Here is a 20,366-nt window from a genome sequence, read left to right on the forward strand (position 1 = left end):
TACTCTCGATAAGTCGATATAAAAGTTCATAAACGCAATGTTAATAATCAACGGAATTGATTGTTCTCTGCAGGCCTTGTAAACCGGGGCTTTCAAGCCCGCGCGTTTGCACCGAGGTGGGTATTTTCGACTCACTCGCGCCACGTAAAAGTGCGGGGCCGGTAACGCCGAAGGCGACTGATGAGTCATGAATTGACTTGTCGATTGCTGGAAAATCGGTCATCGGATTAAACCTGCGGGCCGTTTTTCAGTCGTAGATTCCATAGCGGGCCGGTTCTGGCCCAGCGTTTTTCATGTGCGTCGCGATCGGGGCGCTCAGTCGTATCAGGAGCTTTGTGCAATGACGCGCACCCGTAAAATTCTCGCCTGGACCTTCAGCAGCCTGGTTGTTCTGCTGGCCGTGCTGGTGCTGGTCATCGTGTTCTTCGATTGGAACCGGATCAAACCACCCCTCAATGCCAAAGTGTCAGAAGAGCTGCACCGTCCGTTCGCCATCAATGGCAACCTGGCGGTGGTGTGGCGGCGCGAGCCCGATGAGGGCGGCTGGCGTGCCTGGGTGCCGTGGCCGCATGTGGTGGCCGAAGACCTGAGCCTGGGCAACCCGGACTGGTCGAAGACGCCGCAGATGGCCAGCCTCAAGCGCGTCGAGCTGCGCATTTCACCGCTGGCCCTGCTGGCGCAGCGTGTCGTCATCCCGCGCATCGACCTCACCGAACCCAATGCCGAGCTGCAACGCCTGGCCGACGGTCGCGCCAACTGGACCTTCAAGTTCGACCCGAAGGACCCGAACGCCGAACCTTCGCCGTGGGTGCTGGACATCGGCGCGATCGGCTTCGACAAGGGCCATGTCACCCTCGACGACCAGAATCTGAAGACTCAGCTCGACGTGTTGATCGACCCGTTGGGCAAGCCGATTCCGTTCAGCGAGATTGTCGGTGACAAAGCGGCGAAAACCGCGCAGGAACAGGGCGTCGCGCCACAGGACTACGCGTTCGGCCTCAAGGTCAAAGGCCAGTATCACGGTCAGAAACTGGCGGGCCAGGGCAAGATTGGCGGCTTGCTGGCCTTGCAGGACGCGGCCCGACCGTTCCCATTGCAGGCGCAAGTGAAGATCGCCGACACCAGCGTCGAACTGGCCGGTACGCTGACCGACCCGATGAATCTCGGTGCCCTCGACCTGCGCTTGAAACTTGCTGGAACCAGCCTGGGCAATCTTTACCCGCTGACCGGCGTGACCTTGCCTGATACGCCGCCGTACGCCACCGACGGTCACCTGATCGCCAAGCTGCATGAGCCGACGGGCGCTGTGTTTCGCTATGAAGAATTCAACGGCAAGATCGGCGAGAGTGATATCCACGGCAGCCTGACCTACGTCGCCGGCCAGCCACGGCCCAAACTCAGCGGGTCGCTGCTGTCCAATCAACTGCTGTTTGCCGACCTGGCCCCGCTGATCGGTGCCGATTCCAATGCCAAGCAAAAGGCCCGAGGTGGCGAAAGCAAACAGCCGGCGGACAAGGTGCTGCCGGTCGAAGAATTCAAGACCGATCGCTGGCGCGATATGGACGCCGACGTCGAATTCACCGGCAAACGCATCGTCCACAGCGAAAAACTGCCGTTCAACGATCTTTACACGCACCTGGTGCTGACCGATGGCGTGCTCAGCCTTGAACCGCTGCGCTTTGGCGTGGCGGGCGGCAAGCTGGATGCGCAGATTCGCCTGAACGGTCGCACCGAGCCCTTGGAAGGTCGGGCAAAACTCACCGCGCGGGGCTTCAAGCTCAAGCAGTTGTTCCCGACCTTCGAACCGATGAAAACCAGTTTCGGCGAGCTCAATGGCGATGCCGACATCACCGGTCGCGGCAATTCGGTGGCCAAATTGCTGGGCAGCGCCAACGGCAACCTGAAAATGCTGATCAACGACGGCGCCATCAGTCGCGAGTTGATGGAACTGGCCGGGTTGAACGTCGGCAACTATGTGGTCGGCAAAATCTTTGGCGACAAGGAAGTGAAGATCAACTGCGCAGCGTCCGACTTCGACATCAAGAACGGCCTGGCGACCACGCGATTGTTCGTGTTCGATACCGAGAACGCGATCATCTATATCGATGGCACGGCGAACATGGCCACCGAACAACTGGACCTGACCATCACCCCGGAATCCAAGGGCTGGCGCTTGATCTCGCTGCGTTCACCGCTGTACGTGCGGGGCAAGTTCATCAAGCCCGATGCCGGGGTGAAGGCCGTGCCGCTGATGTTGCGCGGGGCCGGGATGGTGGCCCTTGGGGTGATTGCCGCACCGGCGGCGGGGCTGCTGGCGTTGGTGGCACCGAGCGGCGGCGAGCCGAATCAGTGTGCGCCATTGCTGGAACAGATGAAGTCGGGCAAGGCGCCGGTGACGGTCAAACCAACCCGGTAGATCAAAAGATCGCAGCCTGCGGCAGCTCCTACAGAGGAATTCGGTCCCCTGTAGACGCTGCCGCAGGCTGCGATCTTGGCGTTAGTCCGGACACCGACGCCTCTTCTGTGAGCCACGCAAAAAACGCCCGCACGGGCGGATGCCGCTCGCGACCCGGCACGCACAGCGCGCTATAACCTGCGCCATCCACCTGCACCTCCCCCCGATAAGGCAACAGCAGCCCGCTGGCCACACTTTCCGACACCAGGATATTGCTCGCCAGCACCAGGCCCTGACCGGCAATCGCCGCTTGCAGGGCGTAATGTTCTTCGTCGTATTCGCGCACGGCGGGTTGGCCACTCAGCCATGTCTCGCCGGACTGAGCGCACCACGCCTCCCAGCCGTGGGCGTAGAGCTTGGAGTTGTGCCAGCGCACGCTGATCAGCGTCGGCGTGCGCTGGCTCGCCAGTGCCACTTGTTCGGGCGAACCGTAGACACCGAAGGATTCATCGAACAGGCACAACCCATACAGGCTCGGATAATCACCAAGGCTGTAGCGCAGCACCAGATCGACACTGGCGTCCTGATGCAGGTCGATGACTTCGCAGTGGGTATCCAGGCGCACGTTGATATTCGGGTGCCGGGCGTAGAAACGTCCCAGCCGTGGCACCAGCCACAGGGCGGCGAAGGCGGCGGTGGTGGAGATCGTCAGGTTTGTGCCGCTGCGTTGTGGCCGCAGGGTGTCGACGCTTTGCGCTACTTCCAGAAAAGCGCCGTGCAGACTGTGGAACAGCCGTTCGCCGCATTCGGTCAGGCGTACCTGGCGAGGCAGGCGTTCGAACAGCGGCACGCCAAGCCAGGTTTCCAGCGAACGAATCTGGTGCGATACCGCCGTGGGGGTAACGGCCAGTTCTTCGGCAGCAGCCTTGAAACTTAATAAGCGTGAGGCGGACTCAAAGGCGCGCAGGGCGGTCAGCGGCAGCGAGGCAAACATTGAATGCTCCATGGATGAAATGGATTCATCCCGAGTGATTTTTGCTCATTTGAAGAGGAAAGGCTGCGAGCTTCAAGCTGCAGGCCACAAGCAGTTTGAGTTTAGTCCTTGAGGAGATTCAGATGAGTAAAATTCTTGCTATCCACGCCAGTCCACGCGGTGAGCGTTCGCACTCACGGCGTCTGGCCGAGGTGTTTCTCTCGGCGTTGCAGACATGTCATCCGCATGCGCAACTGACCCGCCGTGAAGTCGGGCGGGCGTTGATTCCGCCGGTCAACGAAGCGTTTGTGGCCGCCGCGTTTTATCCCGAACCCGAGGCCCGTCCCTTGTCGATGCAAGCCGATCTGGCGTTCAGCGATGAACTGGTCGGCGAGTTGCTCGGCCATGACCTGCTGGTGATTTCCACGCCAATGCACAACTTCAGCGTACCCAGCGGTTTGAAGGCCTGGATCGATCAGATCGTGCGGTTCGGCCTGACGTTCAATCACACCCTGGACAATGGCGTGGCCCAATACGAACCGCTGGTGCACGGTAAAAAGGCCTTGATCGTCACCAGTCGCGGCGGCTTCGGTTTTGGTCCGGGCGGTGAGTTGGAGGCGATGAATCATGCTGATCCGCTATTGCGCACAGCGCTGGGTTTCATTGGCATCACCGATATCACCGTGGTCGCGGCCGAGGGCGAAGAGTCCGAGGCGCGCACCTTCGCGGTCTCCGCTGCTGAGGCCGAACAGCGCTTGCTGGCGCTTGCCAGGGAGTTCTAGATGGCCTGGCTGTTTCTGCTGATCGCAGCCGGGTTTGAGGTGACGTTCGCCATGGGCATGAAGTACGCCGAAGGCTTCACCCGGCTCTGGCCGTCGCTGATCACTGTCGTGGCGGCAGTGGGCGGGATTTACTTCCTGACCCTGGCAATGCGCGAGTTACCGGTGAGCATTGCCTATCCGATCTGGACCGCTATCGGGTCGCTGGGCACTGTGTTTCTCGGGTTTGCATTGCTGGGGGAGAGCCTGACGGCGGTGAAGTTGTTGTCGGTCGGACTGATCGTGGCAGGCGTGGTAGGGCTGAAGTAGGGCGGATGTCATAGACTGGTCGTCGAGTTGTCATCTTCGCTGGCGATGCTTGGCGGATGTCTTGCATCCCGCCTTGCGTCACTTCTCGATCACAAGGATGTCCGCCCATGTCGCAAGGTTCTGCCCCGCGCTATCCACTATTGCTGGTCCCGGGAATGCTCGGGTTCATCCGTTTGGTGTTTTATCCGTACTGGTACGGGATCGTTGGTGCGTTGCGCCGTGGCGGCGCCCTCGTGTTTGCGGTGCAGGTCTCGCCGCTCAACTCCAATGAAGTGCGCGGTGAGCAATTGCTGGCGCGGATCGAGGAGATTCTGCGCGAAACCGGGGCCGAGAAGGTCAACCTGATCGGTCACAGCCAAGGCTCGTTGACGGCGCGATATGCGGCAGCCAAGCGCCCGGATCTGGTTGCCTCGGTCACTTCGGTCGCCGGGCCGAACCATGGCTCGGAACTGGCGGACTACCTGCACCGGCATTATCCCCATGACAGCACCAAGGGCCGCTTGTTGAGTTTTTTGTTGCGCATCATCAACGCCTTGATGTGCTTGCTCGACACTGCTTATCGCGGGCCGAAGCTGCCTGTGGATATCCATGCCTCCCACCATTCGCTGACTACTGAAGGCGTTGCGCTGTTCAACCAGCGTTATCCACAAGGGCTGCCCGAGACCTGGGGCGGACAAGGGCCGGAAGAGGTCAACGGTGTGCGTTATTACTCCTGGTCCGGAACCCTGCAACCGGGCAAGACCGATCGCGGGCGCAACCTGCTGGATGGCACCAACCGCAGTTGTCGGCTGTTCGCCAAAACCTTTGTCCGTGAAGCCGGGCATTGCGACGGCATGGTCGGACGCTACAGCTCGCACCTGGGGACGGTGATTGGCGATGAGTTTCCGCTGGATCACTTCGACATCGTCAATCAGTCGCTTGGATTGGTGGGGAAGGGCGCCGAGCCGATTCGGTTGTTTGTCGAGCATGCAGCGCGGTTGAATGCAGCTGGTTTGTAACATCCGGATCAAAAGATCGCAGCCTTCGGCAGCTCCTACACTTGGAATGCATTCACATGTAGGAGCTGCCGAAGGCTGCGATCTTTGTTGCTTAGACCACGCGAACCTTACCGCCCAACACGGTCGTCCAACGCTCCGAAAGCACCACCCCACCCAACGTCAACACACCGCCCACCAAGTGATACATCGCCAACTGCTCATGCAGCACCACCGCCGCAATCAGCGCGGTAATCAACGGCAGCAAATTGAAAAACAGCACGGTCCGGCTCGGCCCCAGGCGCACTACGGCTTGCATCCACGCCAATGGCGCCACCATCGAGGCCAGCAAACAGGCGTACAACACCAGCGGAATATTCTGCAACGTCGGGCCGATTTTCGGCGAGGCGAGAAACAGCGGAAACAGCACCATCACCGCCACCAGCACCTGTAAATACAGCAACACCAGTGGCGGCAATTTCAGCTGCCATTTTTTCAGTAGCGTGCTATAGACCGCGTAAGCCAGCGTCGCGACCAGCATCATCGCGTCGCCCAGGTTCACCCCGTGCTCCAGCAACGCGCTGAGACTGCCAGACGAGACCACCACCAGCACGCCGGCGAATGACAACACCGCACCGGCCAGCGCACCGGCAGTCAGGCGCTGACCGAGGCTGACGATCGCCATGGCCAGCGACATCAACGGCATCAACGACAGGATGATGCCCATGTTGGTGGCCGTGGTCAGGGCCGCGGCGAAATACGCCAGGCTCTGATAGACCGCCATGCCGAGCACGCCGAGGATGAAAATCTTTCCCAGGTTCGGGCGAATCTGCGGCCAGTGAGCGATCACCGGTTTGAGCATGAAAGGCGTGAACAACAAACCGGCGAGCAGCCAGCGGTAGAAACCGATCTCGGCGGGGAAGATCGCCCCGGCCGACATTTTGGTGATCACGGTGTTGCCGGCCCAGATAAAAATGGCCAGCAGGGGATAAGCGTATTGCATCAGGAAAAACCAGAACGTTAATGAGGGGCAATTATCCCTTGTCTGGATACAGGTCTATACTTCGATCCAGACAACCCGCCCTTGATTCCGGACAGCATGACCAGTAAACACATTGACCTGCTGGATTTCAGCGAGCTGCCGGCCCCGGTGTACTTCCGGTACGCAGACTTCAACACCCACGAATACGCCTCGGCGCACTGGCATCCCTGGGGCACGCTCGAGTATGCGGCGCACGGGGTGTTGCACATGGATGTCGACGGCAGTCGTTTCTTGTCGCCGCCGCAATACGCGGTGTGGGTGCCACCGGAAATCGAGCACAGTTTCTACAGCCATCAGCCGATCAATTACCGTGCCGTTTGCCTGGCCCCCGCAGTTTGTGAGGATCTGCCAAAACAGGCCTGCACACTCGCCATCAGTGACATCCTCAAGGCAATCCTCAAGGACTTCGCCGTCCGTGACGTAAAGATTCCCGAGCAGGCCGCCGATAAACGCCTGGCCCAGGTTCTGGTAGACCAGTTGCAACAGGCGCCGGTGCATGAGTGTTACCTGCCCTATGCCAGCACGCCGGGGTTGCTGGGTATTTGCGAGGCCCTGCAAGCCGCACCTGATGACAATCGGCCTTTGGCGCATTGGGCGGCGCAGGTTCACGTCAGCGAACGGACCCTGGCTCGGCAGTTTGTCCGCGAGTTAGGCATGAGTTTCGGAGAATGGCGCCAGCGTCTGCGATTTCTGGCTGCGATTGAAGCGCTGGACAGCCATCGCAGTATTCAGGAAGTTGCCTTCGACATGGGCTACAGCACGGCTTCGGCGTTTATTGCGATGTTTCAGCGTCAAGCGGGTTGTTCGCCCGACTACTATCGGCGAAATAAAATGTTTTAACGGTCTGATTAAGATATTTCACACAGCATTGTCAGAAACAAACTTCATGGGACAGGATTGGGGCGTTGTAGGCTTCAATACTCTTTATTAAAGTTTGCAGGTGATTGTTGTGAAGGATTTATTGTTGAAAGCTGAAAGTGTTCCGAACGCTTCTGGTATTAAGCACGAAGACAGTATTCACTCCGGTTTTATCAAAGGCGTCATCCCCGACTGGATTGCCAACTCATCTCTTCAGCGGATGGCTGATTTACGCAACACCCCCAAAGTTGTTTCCGAATGGCACAAAGCGGCGTCCCCTACCGAGCACCTGGCCGCGAAAGTCGCCACGCAGGCGGGCTGGATGGCCCAGAATACAGTCGATCGGATGCTCGGCAATCTGCAGGACGTTGAATCCTTCGCCCAACCAATACTGACTCAGGCTATTCATGAACAATACGGTGTAGTAGTCGATGTTCGTGAAACTTTTCTACGCTTGTATTCCACTGCTAACACATCACCTTGGACACTTGATGTCACGGGCGGCGTCAGCAGTCGAACTGTTTCTTTGCTTAACGCTTCGCTGCACAACTTTGCCGAAGGTGAGGTTTTTAGCGCTGACTCTGTATTTACTGGCAAGCCCGACGAAATTGGGCAGTTTGAAATTAAAGAGCTGAATATAACAGTCGAGCAGTTCAGGGCGCTTTGCCGAACTCTGGATGTCGGCACCCAATACAAAAACCATCTGGAAAGTTATCTTGTTCCCGAAGATGCCATGGTCCGTGCGGTGGTCCAGCAGCGCATTGTCGATAGTCAGAAAGGCGCCATGAAAGCCGCCGCACACCTGGCGTTGATGAAGAAAGACATCGGGCCTGCGGCGTACCTGACTGTGTTGAACATGGTTCGGGGCAAAAAGGGGCAGGTGTTCGATGGCGGTCCCGTACGCTATTACCACTTGAGCATGCTGGGCACCCGCCTGACCGGAATTGTGCTTATCGCCGCCGATCTCGACACGCCCGGTGCGAATGTCCGACGCGTTATTGCTTATGTACCGCACGATCCCGAGCATCCGCTGAAAGAGTATGCCTCGACGGTCGAATTCGCGCGTGAACTGACTCGCCAGTTACGGGGCAACGATCAGGCCTCCGCTTCTACCCGGACGAGCTACCAGACGTTTTTCAGTCGCTTCGTGGATCATGGGCAACGTGGGCATTTTTTCGCCGCGCTCAACACCAGGTTGGTGCAAGTCACCTATCACGGCGCGCAACCGGGCTCCGGTTTACCCGCCTGGCGCGAAACCCACGTGGAGCGCCCTGACCTGCGGTTCGCCTCGGTGTCCTTCGAAAGCGATATCGCCAGTCGCCAACACGACGATCCCTGGATTTATCTCTACGAGCGACAAGTGGACAAGATCCTTGCCAACGGACGCGCGCTGGCGGTGACCACGGCCGATGCGGACAGCGCCGCACGCTGGGCCTGGATTGAAAACCTGGAAAAGATGCTCTCCGACATCATGGAAGTTGCCTTGCTCATCGCGACCCCGTTCGTACCAGTGCTTGGGGAGGCCATGCTGGGGTATATGGTCTATCAACTGGTCGACGGGGTCGTTGAAGGTGTTGTTGAGCTCGCCGAGGGCGAGTACCTGGAGGCCGCGGAGCACTTGATCGGCGTCGCTGAAAATATGATTCAGTTGGGCGCCTTTGCGGCTGGCGGGATTATCGCCACTCAAGTGGTGAAATCCAGGCTGTCGCCGTTCCTCGAAGGTGCCCGACAAGTCACGTTAAGAAATGGCGAGCAGCGGCTATGGAGTCAAAATCTGCAACCCTATCTGTCGCAGAACCTGCGTCTGGCGGCTGACTCCAAGCCCGACGCTTACGGCCTGTATCAACATCAGGGCAAGCAGATTCTGCCGCTGGACGGTGACCATTTCGAACTCGCGCTCGATTCGCGAACCGGTAAACATCGCGTGCAGCATCCGACTCGACCCGAGGCATACCAGCCGTTGGCGGAAAGTAACGGTACGGGTGCGTTTGTGATCGAGGGTGAGCAACCGCACGCCTGGGATGCCGATAAGCTGATCAAGCGGCTTGGTCCCTCGGTGGAAGGCTTGACGGACCGGCTCGGCGACATCCGTACCGTCAGCCGTGCCGACCTTGGAGCGCTTGTACGCATGTACGCCGATAACGAGCGAGCGATTCCTTTGCTGAGCGATACGGTGACCCGCTTCCGGATCGACCGGGACATTCACACGTTCATCCGCAACATCGGCAGCTCCCATGCGCAGGATTACCTGCAGGCCGATGCGCTTTGGCAGTTTCAACTGCTGGACGGCTTGTGGCCCGGCCGGGCGATTGAGCTCGTCGGGGCCGATGGACAGGTTCTGTACTCACTCGGGTCCGCTGCAGAACCTGTGACCATCCATGCGGACCGACTGGCGAACATCGACCTGATCGACACCTTGCTGTCGTATCTCGATGACGACGAAATCCGCCAACTGCTGGGTGATGATGCCCACGCATCGCTGGGCAGCCGCCGCAAGAATGCCGAGCGTGTAAGGATGCAACTCGCGCAACTGGCCGATCAGCGCAAGGTCTCGTTGTTCGACACTCGCTACCGAGGCATCGAGCGAGCCGTCAGCGCCGAGGCAAGGGTCATCCAGGACGAGGTGGCAGGGCTGCCCGCTATCGTCGCAGAAGAACTGGTGGCACTGGCTCGTCCGGAGGAGTTGCAGGCGCTCAAGATGCGCAGGCTACCCGAACGACTGGAAGGTTTTGCGAAATGGGCGCTCAAGGATGTGCGGATCAGTCGGGCCTATGAGGGCTTCTATCTGGAGTCGGTCGACAATCCGGACTTCGACGCCTTGGCCCTGCATTCGCTGGAGAACCTGCCTGGCTGGAACGCCGATGTCCGGATTGAACTCCGTCATTACAGCGTCGACGGTCTAAAGCTGGACAGCATCGGCCGGGATGACGCCGCGATTCGACGTACGCTTGTCGTGAGCGACAGCGGAGTGTTCCAGGCCTGTGACGAGCATGGAAATCCCCTGCATTCAGGCAGTGATTTATTCACCTCGATCTTGCAAGCATTGCCCGATGCCGAGCGGGATGCGTTGCAGATTCATATCGGCCAAGGCCCGATCCTGAACGCGGCATTACGCGACCATGCCCTGAAGCCTTACCGGTTGACGAGTGTTCTTTCCGATTTGCCGGAGCTGAAAAATACGGCATTCGATCCGGCAGTCATGCGCCTGCGCGGAGGAGCTCCCACCGTGACCGGTGAGGTTGCGCAACTGCAGGATGTCGAGCAACGCTGCCAGGAGTTTGTCGACGGTGCCTTTCATCCGAGCATCCCCTCGTTCGAACGATACCACTACCTGCGCGGACTGAAGTTGATGGACGAGAGCTTGTCCGACGATTGCTGGAACGCACTCTGGGAGGGGCTTGTGAAGGCGAACATCGAGGGCTTCGAGGCCAACCAGCGCACGGTAAAAAGCATCGAGGTATTACCGGACCTGAAAACGCTGATGTCGCCCGAACAGTTCGAGGCATTGCTAGAGCGATTGTTCACGGAGGACGGTTTGGTAGCGCTCACGGAATCCGAGCGCAATCTGGGCGAGCGCGCGCGTAATCTCAAGCAAACCGGGCGTCTCGATGAATATCTGGCGCTGCAACAGACCGTCAGGGAAAACGCCACGCCGTCCAGTGAATCATGGGTTGCGTTGCAGCAGTATGCGGATGAGCTTGGATCGGGTGTATCAGCGCCAGAACAACCCACCGAAGTGACGCCTCAGGTCATGGCCAACCTGCGTCAGGCACAACGCGTGATCTATCGGGCCAAGGAACTGTTGCCTTTATCGGGCAACCAGTTGCCGAGCATCTGGGAAAACGGCGGTTCTGCGATCGCAAAAATCAAGGGACTGCGAGGATTGGATCTCCAGCAAGGTCAATTCACCGCGCAGATGACAATCGCCGAACATGCGCGCAAAGCCATCGAAATCAAGGGTGGAAACTGTTCGGAAAACTCGAAAGTGACCTTCGCGCTGCTGGCCAGCCAACCGAGAGACTCGCGGGTTCACCTCGTCAAAGCCACCGCTTTCGACCATCAATACGTGGTGATCGGCGATGACTTGAGCAATCTCCAGCAATTGGTCGTTGCCGATTCCTGGCCGGAGTTCCCTGTCGCCCATACAGCGGACAATGGTTACTTCGAGTTCGAACTGCCGGCGCTGGCAACCCTTGAACCAGGCCCCGCCAGTCCGGACTTTGTCTTTATCAATGATGTGCCGGCGGGGCGGGCGGCGCTGCCGGAGGTTTCCCGGGACAACACCATCAGGCAGATAAAAATAAACAAGCTGTACAAGTCGGGGGCCTATGCCCAATTCACGTCATTGAAGACGTTGGGAACACAATACGGTCTGCCTGGGGAAGTCGGGGTGTCGTTCGAGCGATTGCCCGGATCCGTGATCGATAAACGCCTGTCAGCCTGGCAAGAATATCAACAGGCATTCAAGAGCCTGCTGGAGCAACCGTCCGCCAGTGAAGCGCCGGCCGAATGATCATCCATGGCTGGAGGAAGGTGTAACAAGGCTTGACTACACTCTGGGTGAATGCCGCACCTCTCGGTGCGGCGACAAGGAGAAAACTCCATGAAGATAATGCGTGCCCCTTTGTTGATGATCGGTTTGCTGCTTTGCTCCCAAGGCTTCGCCGCCACTGAGCAACAAAACAAGATGACCACCTGCAACGCCGAGGCGACTGCAAAGACCCTCAAGGGCGATGAGCGCAAAGCCTTCATGAGCAATTGCCTCAAGGCCACCCCGGCAGCCAACGATGCCGGCGCAGCCTTGACCCCGCAGCAACAGAAAATGAAAACCTGCAATGCCGACGCGGCTACCAAGGCCCTGAAAGGGGATGAGCGCAAAGCATTCATGAGTGATTGTCTGAAGAAGAAATAAACATTCAACCGAAATTGTGGGGGGGCTGTGAGGGCCTCATCGCCAGCAGGCTAGCTGCCACAGGGGGTTATCAGTGACCGGCGACGACTCGGGTCGAGCTCTCGGCATACACCGGACCGAGGCGATCCAGTCGACCGCTCCACGCCGTCAATGCCAGCGCTACCAGCACCACCAACCCGCCAATCCACGCGGTATGGATCAGGCCCATGTGCGCAACGATCAAGCCACCGCCCCATGCGCCACCAGCGATACCGAGGTTGAACGCCGCAATGTTCAGGCCGGACGCTACATCCACCGCGTGCGGCGTGTGATGTTCGGCCTGACGCACCACATAAACCTGCAACCCCGGCACGTTGCCGAACGCCACGGCGCCCCAGACCAGCACGGTAGCCAGCGCCAACCATGGATTGCCGGCGGTGAAAGTCAGCACGAACAGCACTGCGGCGAGCAGGGCGAAGATGATTTTCAGGGCGCTGATCGGGCCGCGTTTGTCAGCCAGTTTGCCGCCCCAGATGTTGCCGACGGCCACTGAGATGCCGTAGACCAGCAATACCAGGCTGACGGTGCTGGCGCTGAAGCCGGAGATGTCCTGAAGGATCGGCGCCAGAAAGGTGAACGCGATGAACGAGCCGCCGTAACCCACGGCGGTCATGGCATACACCAGCAACAACCGCGGTTGTTTGAGCACCTGCAATTGCTGCAACAACGACGCGGGTTTGCTGTGGGCGATGTTTTTCGGCACGTAGAGCAGGCTGCCGATAAACGCGATCACACCCAGCGCCGACACCGCGAGGAAGGTTTCACGCCAGCCGAAATGCTGACCGATGAAGGTACCCAACGGCACGCCGGTAACCAAGGCCACGGTCAGGCCGGTGAACATGATGGCGATCGCGCTGGCGGCTTTTTCCTTGGGCACTAGACTGGTGGCGATGGTCGAACCGATCGAGAAAAACACCCCGTGGGCCAGGCCGGTGACGATCCGCGCCAGGATCAGCGACTCGTAGCTCGGCGCTTTCCACGCCAGCAGATTGCCGAGGGTGAACAGCACCATCAGCGACAACAGCAGCAGTTTGCGCGGCACTTTTCCGGTCAGGGCGGTCAGCACCGGGGCGCCGACGGCGACACCCAATGCATAGAGGCTGACCAGCAGGCCGGCAGACGGCAGGCTGACGCCGAGGTCGGCGCCGATGGTAGGTAGCAGGCCAACGATGACGAACTCGGTCGTCCCGATGGCAAAGGCGCTGAGGGTCAGCGCGAGCAAGGCAATGGGCATGGCTACAACTCCGGTGGGTTGATTTGATGGAGCGCAGTGTCGGGGTTTGGGTTGTGCGGAAAAATACAGGGATGAGCATTTGATATTTGTCTTGAACGCAAAGATTGCCGAGCAGGTGCGCGTCACCTGCGAACTAGTCCGGCATTTGTCGATCAGTTCCTTACAGTCTTATCCAAAGGAGCGGATGCCTTGATCAAGCTCAAGACCGCGGTGTTACTCGGCGCGTTGCTGTTTCTGGGCAGCGAGGAACTGGAGGCGGCCGCCATTCCGGGCCTGCCTGCAAGCGCTACGGCCGCGACACCTCCGGCACACCCGGAACCGCTGGTCCAGGGTGGTTTGCTGGGTGCCATCAGTTCGAGCATTGACGACGTGCAGAACAAGCTCGACCTCAATGAAAACCTGGTCGACGCCTGGCGCCTGCGAGCGGATCGGGCGGCGGATGAGGTGGATCAACTGGTCAATCGTCCGTCGACTCGTTCGAGCTGGAGTGTGGCCGGGGATTTCCTGTTGTTGACCTTCGTCTGGGCCGCTGTTTTTGGCTCGCTGTGGTTGCTCGGCAAATGGACGGCTCAACGCCTGTGTGAACATCGGCTGCTGCTCACTCGCGAGCGCGGTCAGGCCTTGTTGGGTTACGTGTTGCCCTACACGCTGGCGGCGGTCGTCAGCCTGCCACTGACGATCTATGCCAGCAAGTTTCTACCGGTGTCGGCGGGCCGGGCACTTGCGTTGTGCTTTGCCTACGCCACCAGTAGCGGTGTGTTCGCCGCCTCTTTGGTGATGTCGCTGGTGGTGCTGTTCAACACCGGCCATAAGCGTCGAGCTGTGCTCATCATTCGCCAGCACAGTCCGCGACCGCTGTTTGGAATCGGTTTTCTGGTCGCGCTGAGCGACGCCCTCACCAGCCCGCAGATCGCTCATCAATTGGGCAACAACCTCACCAGCAGCATCGCGGTGTTTACCGGTCTGGCGGCTTCGATTGCCTTTGGGTTGCTGGTGATCCGCCTGCGCCGTCCGGTGGCTCAGCTGATCCGGATCCTGCCGTTGGCCCAGCGTCGCAAACAGCCGGCGCTGCGCGAAACTCTGCGGATTTTTTCCGGGCTCTGGTATTGGCCGATCCTGTTGATGGTGCTGGTGTCGATCATCAACCTGATCAGTGTCAGCGATGACAATCAGCAGGTGCTGCGCAGTGCGCTGTTCACCACGGTCTTGCTGATTGCCACGGTGTTCCTGAGCACCACGCTGCATCACTTGTTCAAGTCGCGCAGTGAAGCGGACGTGCGCCGCAGCAGCGCCTACAAAGAGCGCTTTCTCAACCTGTCCCACGCCTTATTGCGCATCGCCATGGCCATCGTGTTCATCGACATCCTGGGGCGCATCTGGGGCGTGTCGCTGTTCGATTTCGCGGTGAGCAATGCGGTCGGCCGGGCGATCAGCGATTCGCTGAGTCATATCGGTTTGATCTTCCTGATCACCTGGATGGTCTGGGTCGTGCTCGACACGGCGATTCAGGAAGCCCTGAAACCACCGGCCAACAAACGCTCGGCGCGCCAGCCGAGTACGCGGGTGAAAACCATCCTGCCGTTGCTGCGCAACGCAATCAAAATCATCCTGGTGGTGATTTGCGCGATCACCACCATGGCCAATCTGGGGATCAACGTTGCACCGTTCCTGGCCGGTGCCGGGGTTATCGGTCTGGCCATCGGTTTCGGTTCCCAGCAACTGGTGCAGGACGTGATCACCGGGTTGTTCATCATCATCGAAGACACCTTGTCGATCGGCGACTGGGTGGTGCTTGACTCCGGGCACGCCGGCACCGTCGAGGGCCTGACCATTCGCACCTTGCGCCTGCGTGACGGCAAGGGCTTTGTGCACTCGGTGCCGTTCGGCCAGATCAAGGCGGTGACCAACCAATCGCGGCAGTTTGCCTATGCGTTCTTTTCGGTGCAGTTCACTTACGACACCGATGTTGACAAGGCCATCGAACTGATCCGCGAGGCCGGGCATTCCATCAGCGATGACCCGTTCCTCAGGTACAACTTGCAGGGGCCACTGGATGTGTTCGGCGTCGACAAGATGGACCTCAACGGCGTGGTGCTGACGGCGCAGTTTCGGACCGTGTCGGGTGGGCAATATGCGGTGAGCCGGGCGTTCAACCAGAGTTTGAAAAAGCTTGTGGATAACAGCCCGTGGGTGCATTTCGCGCAGACTTATCCACAGCAGGTTTTGATGCCGCGGCATCCAGAACCGCCGCAGGATGGCGTTGTGGAGCCGGAACATTCGGCGGTGTTGATGCCGGAGCGGCCGAGGCCTCAATAGCTCTAGTGGCAGTGCTGGCCTCATCGCGGGCAAGCCCGCTCCCACAGTGATCTTTGTTGTTTTGGAAATTTGCATTCACAAGAAAATTCCTGTGGGAGCGGGCTTGCCCGCGAAGAGGCCGCCCCAGACAACATCAATGCCGGATCAATTTATTGCGCACCTCGAGACCAGCCTGCTGATCCAGCTCCAACCAAAAAACCTGCTTGCCCGCCATCTCCGCAGCCACCGGCAACCCATCTCGAAACACCAGCCGATTACTCGCCAGCGCCGGCACTTTCGCGCCGGGCAAGAGCGTGCCAGCCAGGTTCAACGGATCAACCCCGCACACCGCAATCAGACTCCCGTCATGTGGCCGACGCCGAACTTCGCGCAACAGCGGAATCGCCTCAGGCAATGCAAATTGCTCACCCGCCAACCCACTGACAAACCGCCCGCCACGAATCTCCCCCCGCGCTTCCAGTCGATGGAAAGTGCGCAGCAATTCCCGCCAGCTCGGCAGCCAATCCGCCTCACGCTCCAGCATTCGCCAGAACACCACGCCGTAGCGGCGCAACAAGGTCATGGCGATGTGTTCCAGAGTGTCGGCGGGTGTTGGCGCAGGACGCGAGTTATCCACAATCGGCGCGACGGGACCACGCCTGAGCAGCGCCCAACGTCCGGCGTCATCCATGCCGCCGACAAACGCCCCGCGCCCGCGACGAGTGCTGCGGTTCTGGCGCTTGCTGGCCGGGGTAATCAACGCCCGCAGACCGGCAAAGCTGTCAGCGTTCACCAGCCCGGCGCCCACCAGTTCCTGCAAGGCGATTTCCAGCTCCGAGCGCAGCAGATGGGCTTCATGAATCAGCTCATCAAAAAACAACGCGCCGTGCTGGCTCAGGGCGGCGTGGACCTTCTGCGTTTTCGGCGACAGTTCGCTGACCGGCGTCTGCTCGGTCAATTCGCTCCAGAGTGCAACTCGATTGCGCGGCAACAGCACGATCGGTGTACTGCGCAGCGCAGTGCCGGCGCTTTTGTTGTGCGCGGTGAGGCGGGTCCAGACCAGTTTGCCGCTGCGGCACAACTCATCGAGCCAGGTTGCCGAATAATCCTTGATGCGCGCCGGGAGGATGTCGCTGTCCCACGCTGATGCGGCGGCAGGGTAGCCTTCGAATTGAGCGATGATCGCCGGTAACACCGCGTTGCCCTGGCCTTGAGTGGCGCTGGACAGATGCTGCCAGTCGAACAAAAACCGCATGAAATCCTGCAACGCCACCGGCTCGATTTCCCGCCGCAGACGCTTGACCGTGTAGCGGTGAATTCGCGCCAGCAGATGCCGCTCGCACCACTCTTCTTCCGCGCAGCCTGGGGTGAACCGACCGCGCAATACGTAGCCTTCGCGCTCCAATTGCGCCAAGGCTTGGGTGACTTGAATGGGCGGTAATCCGAGCGGTTCGGCAATCGCCTTCAGCGGCAATGGACCAAAAGCGCTAAGCCGCGCACGAATCACTTCCAGCACGGCTTCGTCCGCATCCCAAGGTTCGTCAAAACCCGGCAGTGCTTCCAGATCCGGCCACAAAACGGCCTGAGGATAAATCGCCAACAGGCAGCTCAGCCGTTCCCGTGCCAGCCACAGGGAATGATTGATCAGGCAGGCGCGGCCGCTGTCGGCCAAGGCGTTCAACCAATCGTGCCAGTCCGGATTGCTTCGAGCTTCGGTATCGGTGATGCACGCCAGACTCATCAGCGCCTCGTGCATTTCATCGGCATTACCGGGTGTCGGCCAGGCTTCTTCGCGCACGGCGGCAATCGCATCGGCGTCCAGCGCGCCGAGGTCATCGGTGGATTGTGGATCGCTCCAGCGTCGATTGAGCACCGCTTGCGTGCGGCGTTCCTCCAGCGGCGCATCGTCGAGAAAGGTGTAGGGGCGGGCACTGAGAATTTCCGCGGCCAGCGGCGAAGGCGCCGGCAGATCACGGCTGATCAGGCGGATTTCTCCGCGCTCCATGCGCCGCAACAACGCCAGCCAGCCTTCGGTGTCCATCGCTTCGTGCAGGCAATCGTCGAGGGTTTGCTCCACCAGTGGATGGTCAGGAATTTCCCGTTCGCCGGCGAGATTTTCCACGCAGGCGATCTGATCGGGAAACACGCTGGCGATCAGGTCTTCGCTTTTCATCCGCTGGATTTGCGGCGGCACTTTGCGCCCGCCGCTGTAGCGCGGCAACGCCAGGGCCACGCCGGCATTCCAGCGCCAGCGCACGCCGAACAGCGGCGCGTCGAGCACAGCCTGGATCAGCGTGTGCTCGGCGCTGTTGCTGTGCAGGTAACGCCAGACGTCATCGAGTTCAAAGCTGTGGCTGGTGGACAGCGAAAGCACGATGGCATCTTCACTGGCGGCGGCCTGCAATTCGAAGTTGAAGGTGCGACAGAAACGCTTGCGCAGGGCCAGGCCCCAGGCTCGGTTGATACGGCTGCCGAAGGGGCTGTGGATGATCAGTTGCGTGCCGCCGGACTCGTCGAAAAACCGCTCCATCAGCAGCGTATCTTGCGACGGCAGGGCGCCGAGGGTCTGGCGCGCGGGAGCCAGGTATTCCACCAGTTGTTCAGCACTGGCGAGGTTCAGGCCGAGGGTTTCGGTCAGCCAGTCGAGGCTCGGTTGCAAGTTGCCCGGCGTAGCGCCCAGCAACTCATCGAGATGCGCTTGCAGACGGGCCACGGCCAACGACAATTCGGCGCTGCGCCCCGGCGCTTCGCCGAGCCAGAAGGGAATCGTCGGCGGTTGGCCCTGCGCGTCTTCGACCCGCACCTTGCCGGTTTCCACCCGCAGGATTCGATAGGACGTGTTGCCCAACTGAAAGACGTCCCCGGCGATGCTTTCCACCGCGAAGTCTTCGTTGACGCTGCCGATGTTCAGCGCCTGAGGTTCCAGCAAAACGCTGTAGTCGGCGTTGTCCGGAATGGTCCCGCCGCTGGTCACCGCCGTCAGTTTCGCGCCACGGCGCCCGCGCAGGCTGCGGGTCACGGCGTCGCGGTGCAGGTAGGCGCTGCGGATGCCCTGACGGCCGTTGTAGCCCTCGGCGAGCATTTGCAGCAGCGCCTGATAGTGTTTTTCGTCGATTTCGGCGTAGGGCGAGGCGCGGCGCAGCATGTCCAGCAACGCTTGCTCCTGCCATTCCTGGCAGCTGACTTCGGCGATGATCTGCTGCGCCAGAACGTCCAGCGGTGCCACGGGGATCAGCAGCGTATCGAGTTCGCCCCGACGTACACAGTCGAGCAGCGCGGCGCATTCAATCAGGTCGTCGCGGGTGGTGGCGAACAAGCGACCCTTGGGCGTGCCGCCGACCTGGTGCCCGGAGCGGCCGACTCGTTGCAGGAATCCTGAAATCGAACGTGGCGAGGCGATCTGACACACCAGGTCGACGTCGCCGATGTCGATGCCCAGTTCCAGCGAGGCGGTGGCGATCAACACTTGCAGCTCGCCGCGCTTGAGCCGTTGTTCGGCGTCGAGGCGAAACTCCTTGGCCAGGCTGCCGTGGTGGGCGGCTACTGCGTCTTTGCCCAAGCGTTCGCTCAAGTGTCGGCTCAAGCGTTCGGCCAGACGCCGGGTGTTGACGAAAATCAGTGTGGTGCGGTGTTCGCGGGCGAGGGCGGCGAGGCGATCGTAGACCAGCTCCCAGATATCATTGGCCATCACCGCCGATAACGGCACGGGCGGCACTTCGATGTCCAGGTCGCGGGGGCGCGCATGGCCGATATCGACGATTTCGCAGGGACGGTCGCGACCCACCAGAAAACGCGAGACCGCTTCGATGGGTTTCTGTGTAGCGGACAGGCCGATGCGCACCAGCGGTTCAGCACACAGCGCCTGCAAGCGTTCGAGGCTCAGGGCCAGGTGACTGCCGCGCTTGCTGGCGGCGATGGCGTGGATTTCGTCGACGATCACCGTGCGCGTAGTGCCGAGCATTTGCCGACCGGAGTCGGAGCCGAGCAGCACGTACAGCGACTCCGGAGTGGTGACCAGAATGTGCGGCGCAATCTTGCGCATCGCCGAGCGCTCTTTTTGTGGCGTATCGCCAGTGCGTACGGCTGTGGTGATCTGCAATTCGGGCAGGCCCATTACGCGCAACTGTTCGGTGATGCCAGCTAGCGGGTTTTGCAGGTTGATGCGAATGTCGTTGGACAGCGCCTTGAGCGGCGAGACGTAGACGACGAGGGTTTGGTCCGGCAGACCCTCAGGGTTCTCCAGGCCTCGGTGCACCAGATCATCGATAACGGCGAGGAACGCGGTGAGGGTCTTGCCCGAGCCTGTGGGCGCAGCGATCAGCGTCGACCGCCGCTGGCGGATCAACGGCCACGCCCGGGCCTGGGCGGCGGTGACCGCGGGGAAGGTGTGGCTGAACCAGGCGCTGACGGCGGGGTGGAAGCCGTTCAGGGCACTGTCTACGGGGATGGGCAGGTTCATGGAGTGATTTATGCGGGTGGGAACGGGAAGATGCAAGTACCGCTCGGGATCTCCGGCGGCCTTCCGGGCCTCATCGCGGGCAAGCCCGCTGCCACAA

General features: G+C 60.2%; 13 protein-coding genes. 8 read left to right on the plus strand and 5 right to left on the minus strand.

What is annotated here, in order from left to right; all coding sequences use genetic code 11:
• Positions 1-40: 40 nt before the first annotated feature.
• The gene (locus ACM110_RS26545) at positions 41-223 is read right to left on the minus strand and encodes a hypothetical protein (protein WP_416130085.1); all 183 of its coding nucleotides are present in this window, start codon (positions 221-223) and stop codon (positions 41-43) included.
• Between the two features lie 117 nt (positions 224-340).
• Between ACM110_RS26545 and ACM110_RS26550 the strand changes: the two genes are divergently transcribed.
• Entirely contained in the window at positions 341-2,416 is a 2,076-nt protein-coding gene (locus ACM110_RS26550; RefSeq protein ID WP_416130086.1) for an AsmA family protein, read from the plus strand.
• A 28-nt stretch (positions 2,417-2,444) separates the two neighbouring features.
• Here the strand turns inward: ACM110_RS26550 and ACM110_RS26555 are convergent, their stop codons facing one another.
• Positions 2,445-3,401, minus strand: coding sequence for a LysR substrate-binding domain-containing protein (locus ACM110_RS26555; RefSeq protein ID WP_416130087.1), 957 nt, complete (start codon positions 3,399-3,401; stop codon positions 2,445-2,447).
• Positions 3,402-3,511: 110 nt separating this feature from the next.
• Here ACM110_RS26555 and ACM110_RS26560 point away from each other — a divergent pair, with 110 nt between their 5' ends.
• From ACM110_RS26560 to ACM110_RS26570, 3 genes are all read left to right on the plus strand, one after another.
• Entirely contained in the window at positions 3,512-4,150 is a 639-nt protein-coding gene (locus tag ACM110_RS26560) for an FMN-dependent NADH-azoreductase (protein WP_416130088.1), read from the plus strand.
• Positions 4,151-4,456 (plus strand): DMT family transporter, encoded by a 306-nt coding sequence (locus ACM110_RS26565; protein ID WP_416130089.1) that lies wholly within the window; start codon positions 4,151-4,153, stop codon positions 4,454-4,456. It abuts the gene before it with no gap.
• Positions 4,457-4,563: 107 nt separating this feature from the next.
• The gene (locus ACM110_RS26570; RefSeq protein WP_416130090.1) at positions 4,564-5,454 is read left to right on the plus strand and encodes an esterase/lipase family protein; all 891 of its coding nucleotides are present in this window, start codon (positions 4,564-4,566) and stop codon (positions 5,452-5,454) included.
• 91 nt (positions 5,455-5,545) lie between these two features.
• On the opposite strand, the gene ACM110_RS26575 is transcribed toward ACM110_RS26570, so the two are convergent.
• Positions 5,546-6,433, minus strand: a complete 888-nt coding sequence (locus ACM110_RS26575; protein WP_416130091.1) for a DMT family transporter — start codon at positions 6,431-6,433, stop codon at positions 5,546-5,548.
• A 96-nt stretch (positions 6,434-6,529) separates the two neighbouring features.
• Between ACM110_RS26575 and ACM110_RS26580 the strand changes: the two genes are divergently transcribed.
• From ACM110_RS26580 to ACM110_RS26590, 3 genes are all read left to right on the plus strand, one after another.
• Entirely contained in the window at positions 6,530-7,312 is a 783-nt protein-coding gene (locus ACM110_RS26580; RefSeq protein WP_416130092.1) for an AraC family transcriptional regulator, read from the plus strand.
• Positions 7,313-7,412: 100 nt separating this feature from the next.
• The gene (locus ACM110_RS26585; protein ID WP_416130093.1) at positions 7,413-11,843 is read left to right on the plus strand and encodes a dermonecrotic toxin domain-containing protein; all 4,431 of its coding nucleotides are present in this window, start codon (positions 7,413-7,415) and stop codon (positions 11,841-11,843) included.
• Positions 11,844-11,933: 90 nt separating this feature from the next.
• Positions 11,934-12,242 carry a PsiF family protein gene (locus tag ACM110_RS26590; RefSeq protein ID WP_416130094.1) on the plus strand — a complete coding sequence of 103 codons (309 nt, stop codon included), beginning with the start codon at positions 11,934-11,936 and terminating at the stop codon, positions 12,240-12,242.
• 70 nt (positions 12,243-12,312) lie between these two features.
• Here the strand turns inward: ACM110_RS26590 and ACM110_RS26595 are convergent, their stop codons facing one another.
• Positions 12,313-13,515 (minus strand): MFS transporter, encoded by a 1,203-nt coding sequence (locus tag ACM110_RS26595; RefSeq protein WP_416130095.1) that lies wholly within the window; start codon positions 13,513-13,515, stop codon positions 12,313-12,315.
• 189 nt (positions 13,516-13,704) lie between these two features.
• On the opposite strand from ACM110_RS26595, the gene ACM110_RS26600 reads away from it, so the two are divergent.
• Positions 13,705-15,831, plus strand: coding sequence for a mechanosensitive ion channel family protein (locus ACM110_RS26600; protein WP_416130096.1), 2,127 nt, complete (start codon positions 13,705-13,707; stop codon positions 15,829-15,831).
• A gap of 133 nt (positions 15,832-15,964) precedes the next feature.
• On the opposite strand, the gene ACM110_RS26605 is transcribed toward ACM110_RS26600, so the two are convergent.
• Positions 15,965-20,269 (minus strand): DEAD/DEAH box helicase, encoded by a 4,305-nt coding sequence (locus ACM110_RS26605; RefSeq protein WP_416130097.1) that lies wholly within the window; start codon positions 20,267-20,269, stop codon positions 15,965-15,967.
• Between the last annotated feature and the right edge of the window lie 97 nt (positions 20,270-20,366).

Origin of the sequence: Pseudomonas sp. NFX98 (assembly GCF_047784845.1) — a bacterium.
In the GTDB taxonomy this organism is placed as follows: domain Bacteria; phylum Pseudomonadota; class Gammaproteobacteria; order Pseudomonadales; family Pseudomonadaceae; genus Aquipseudomonas.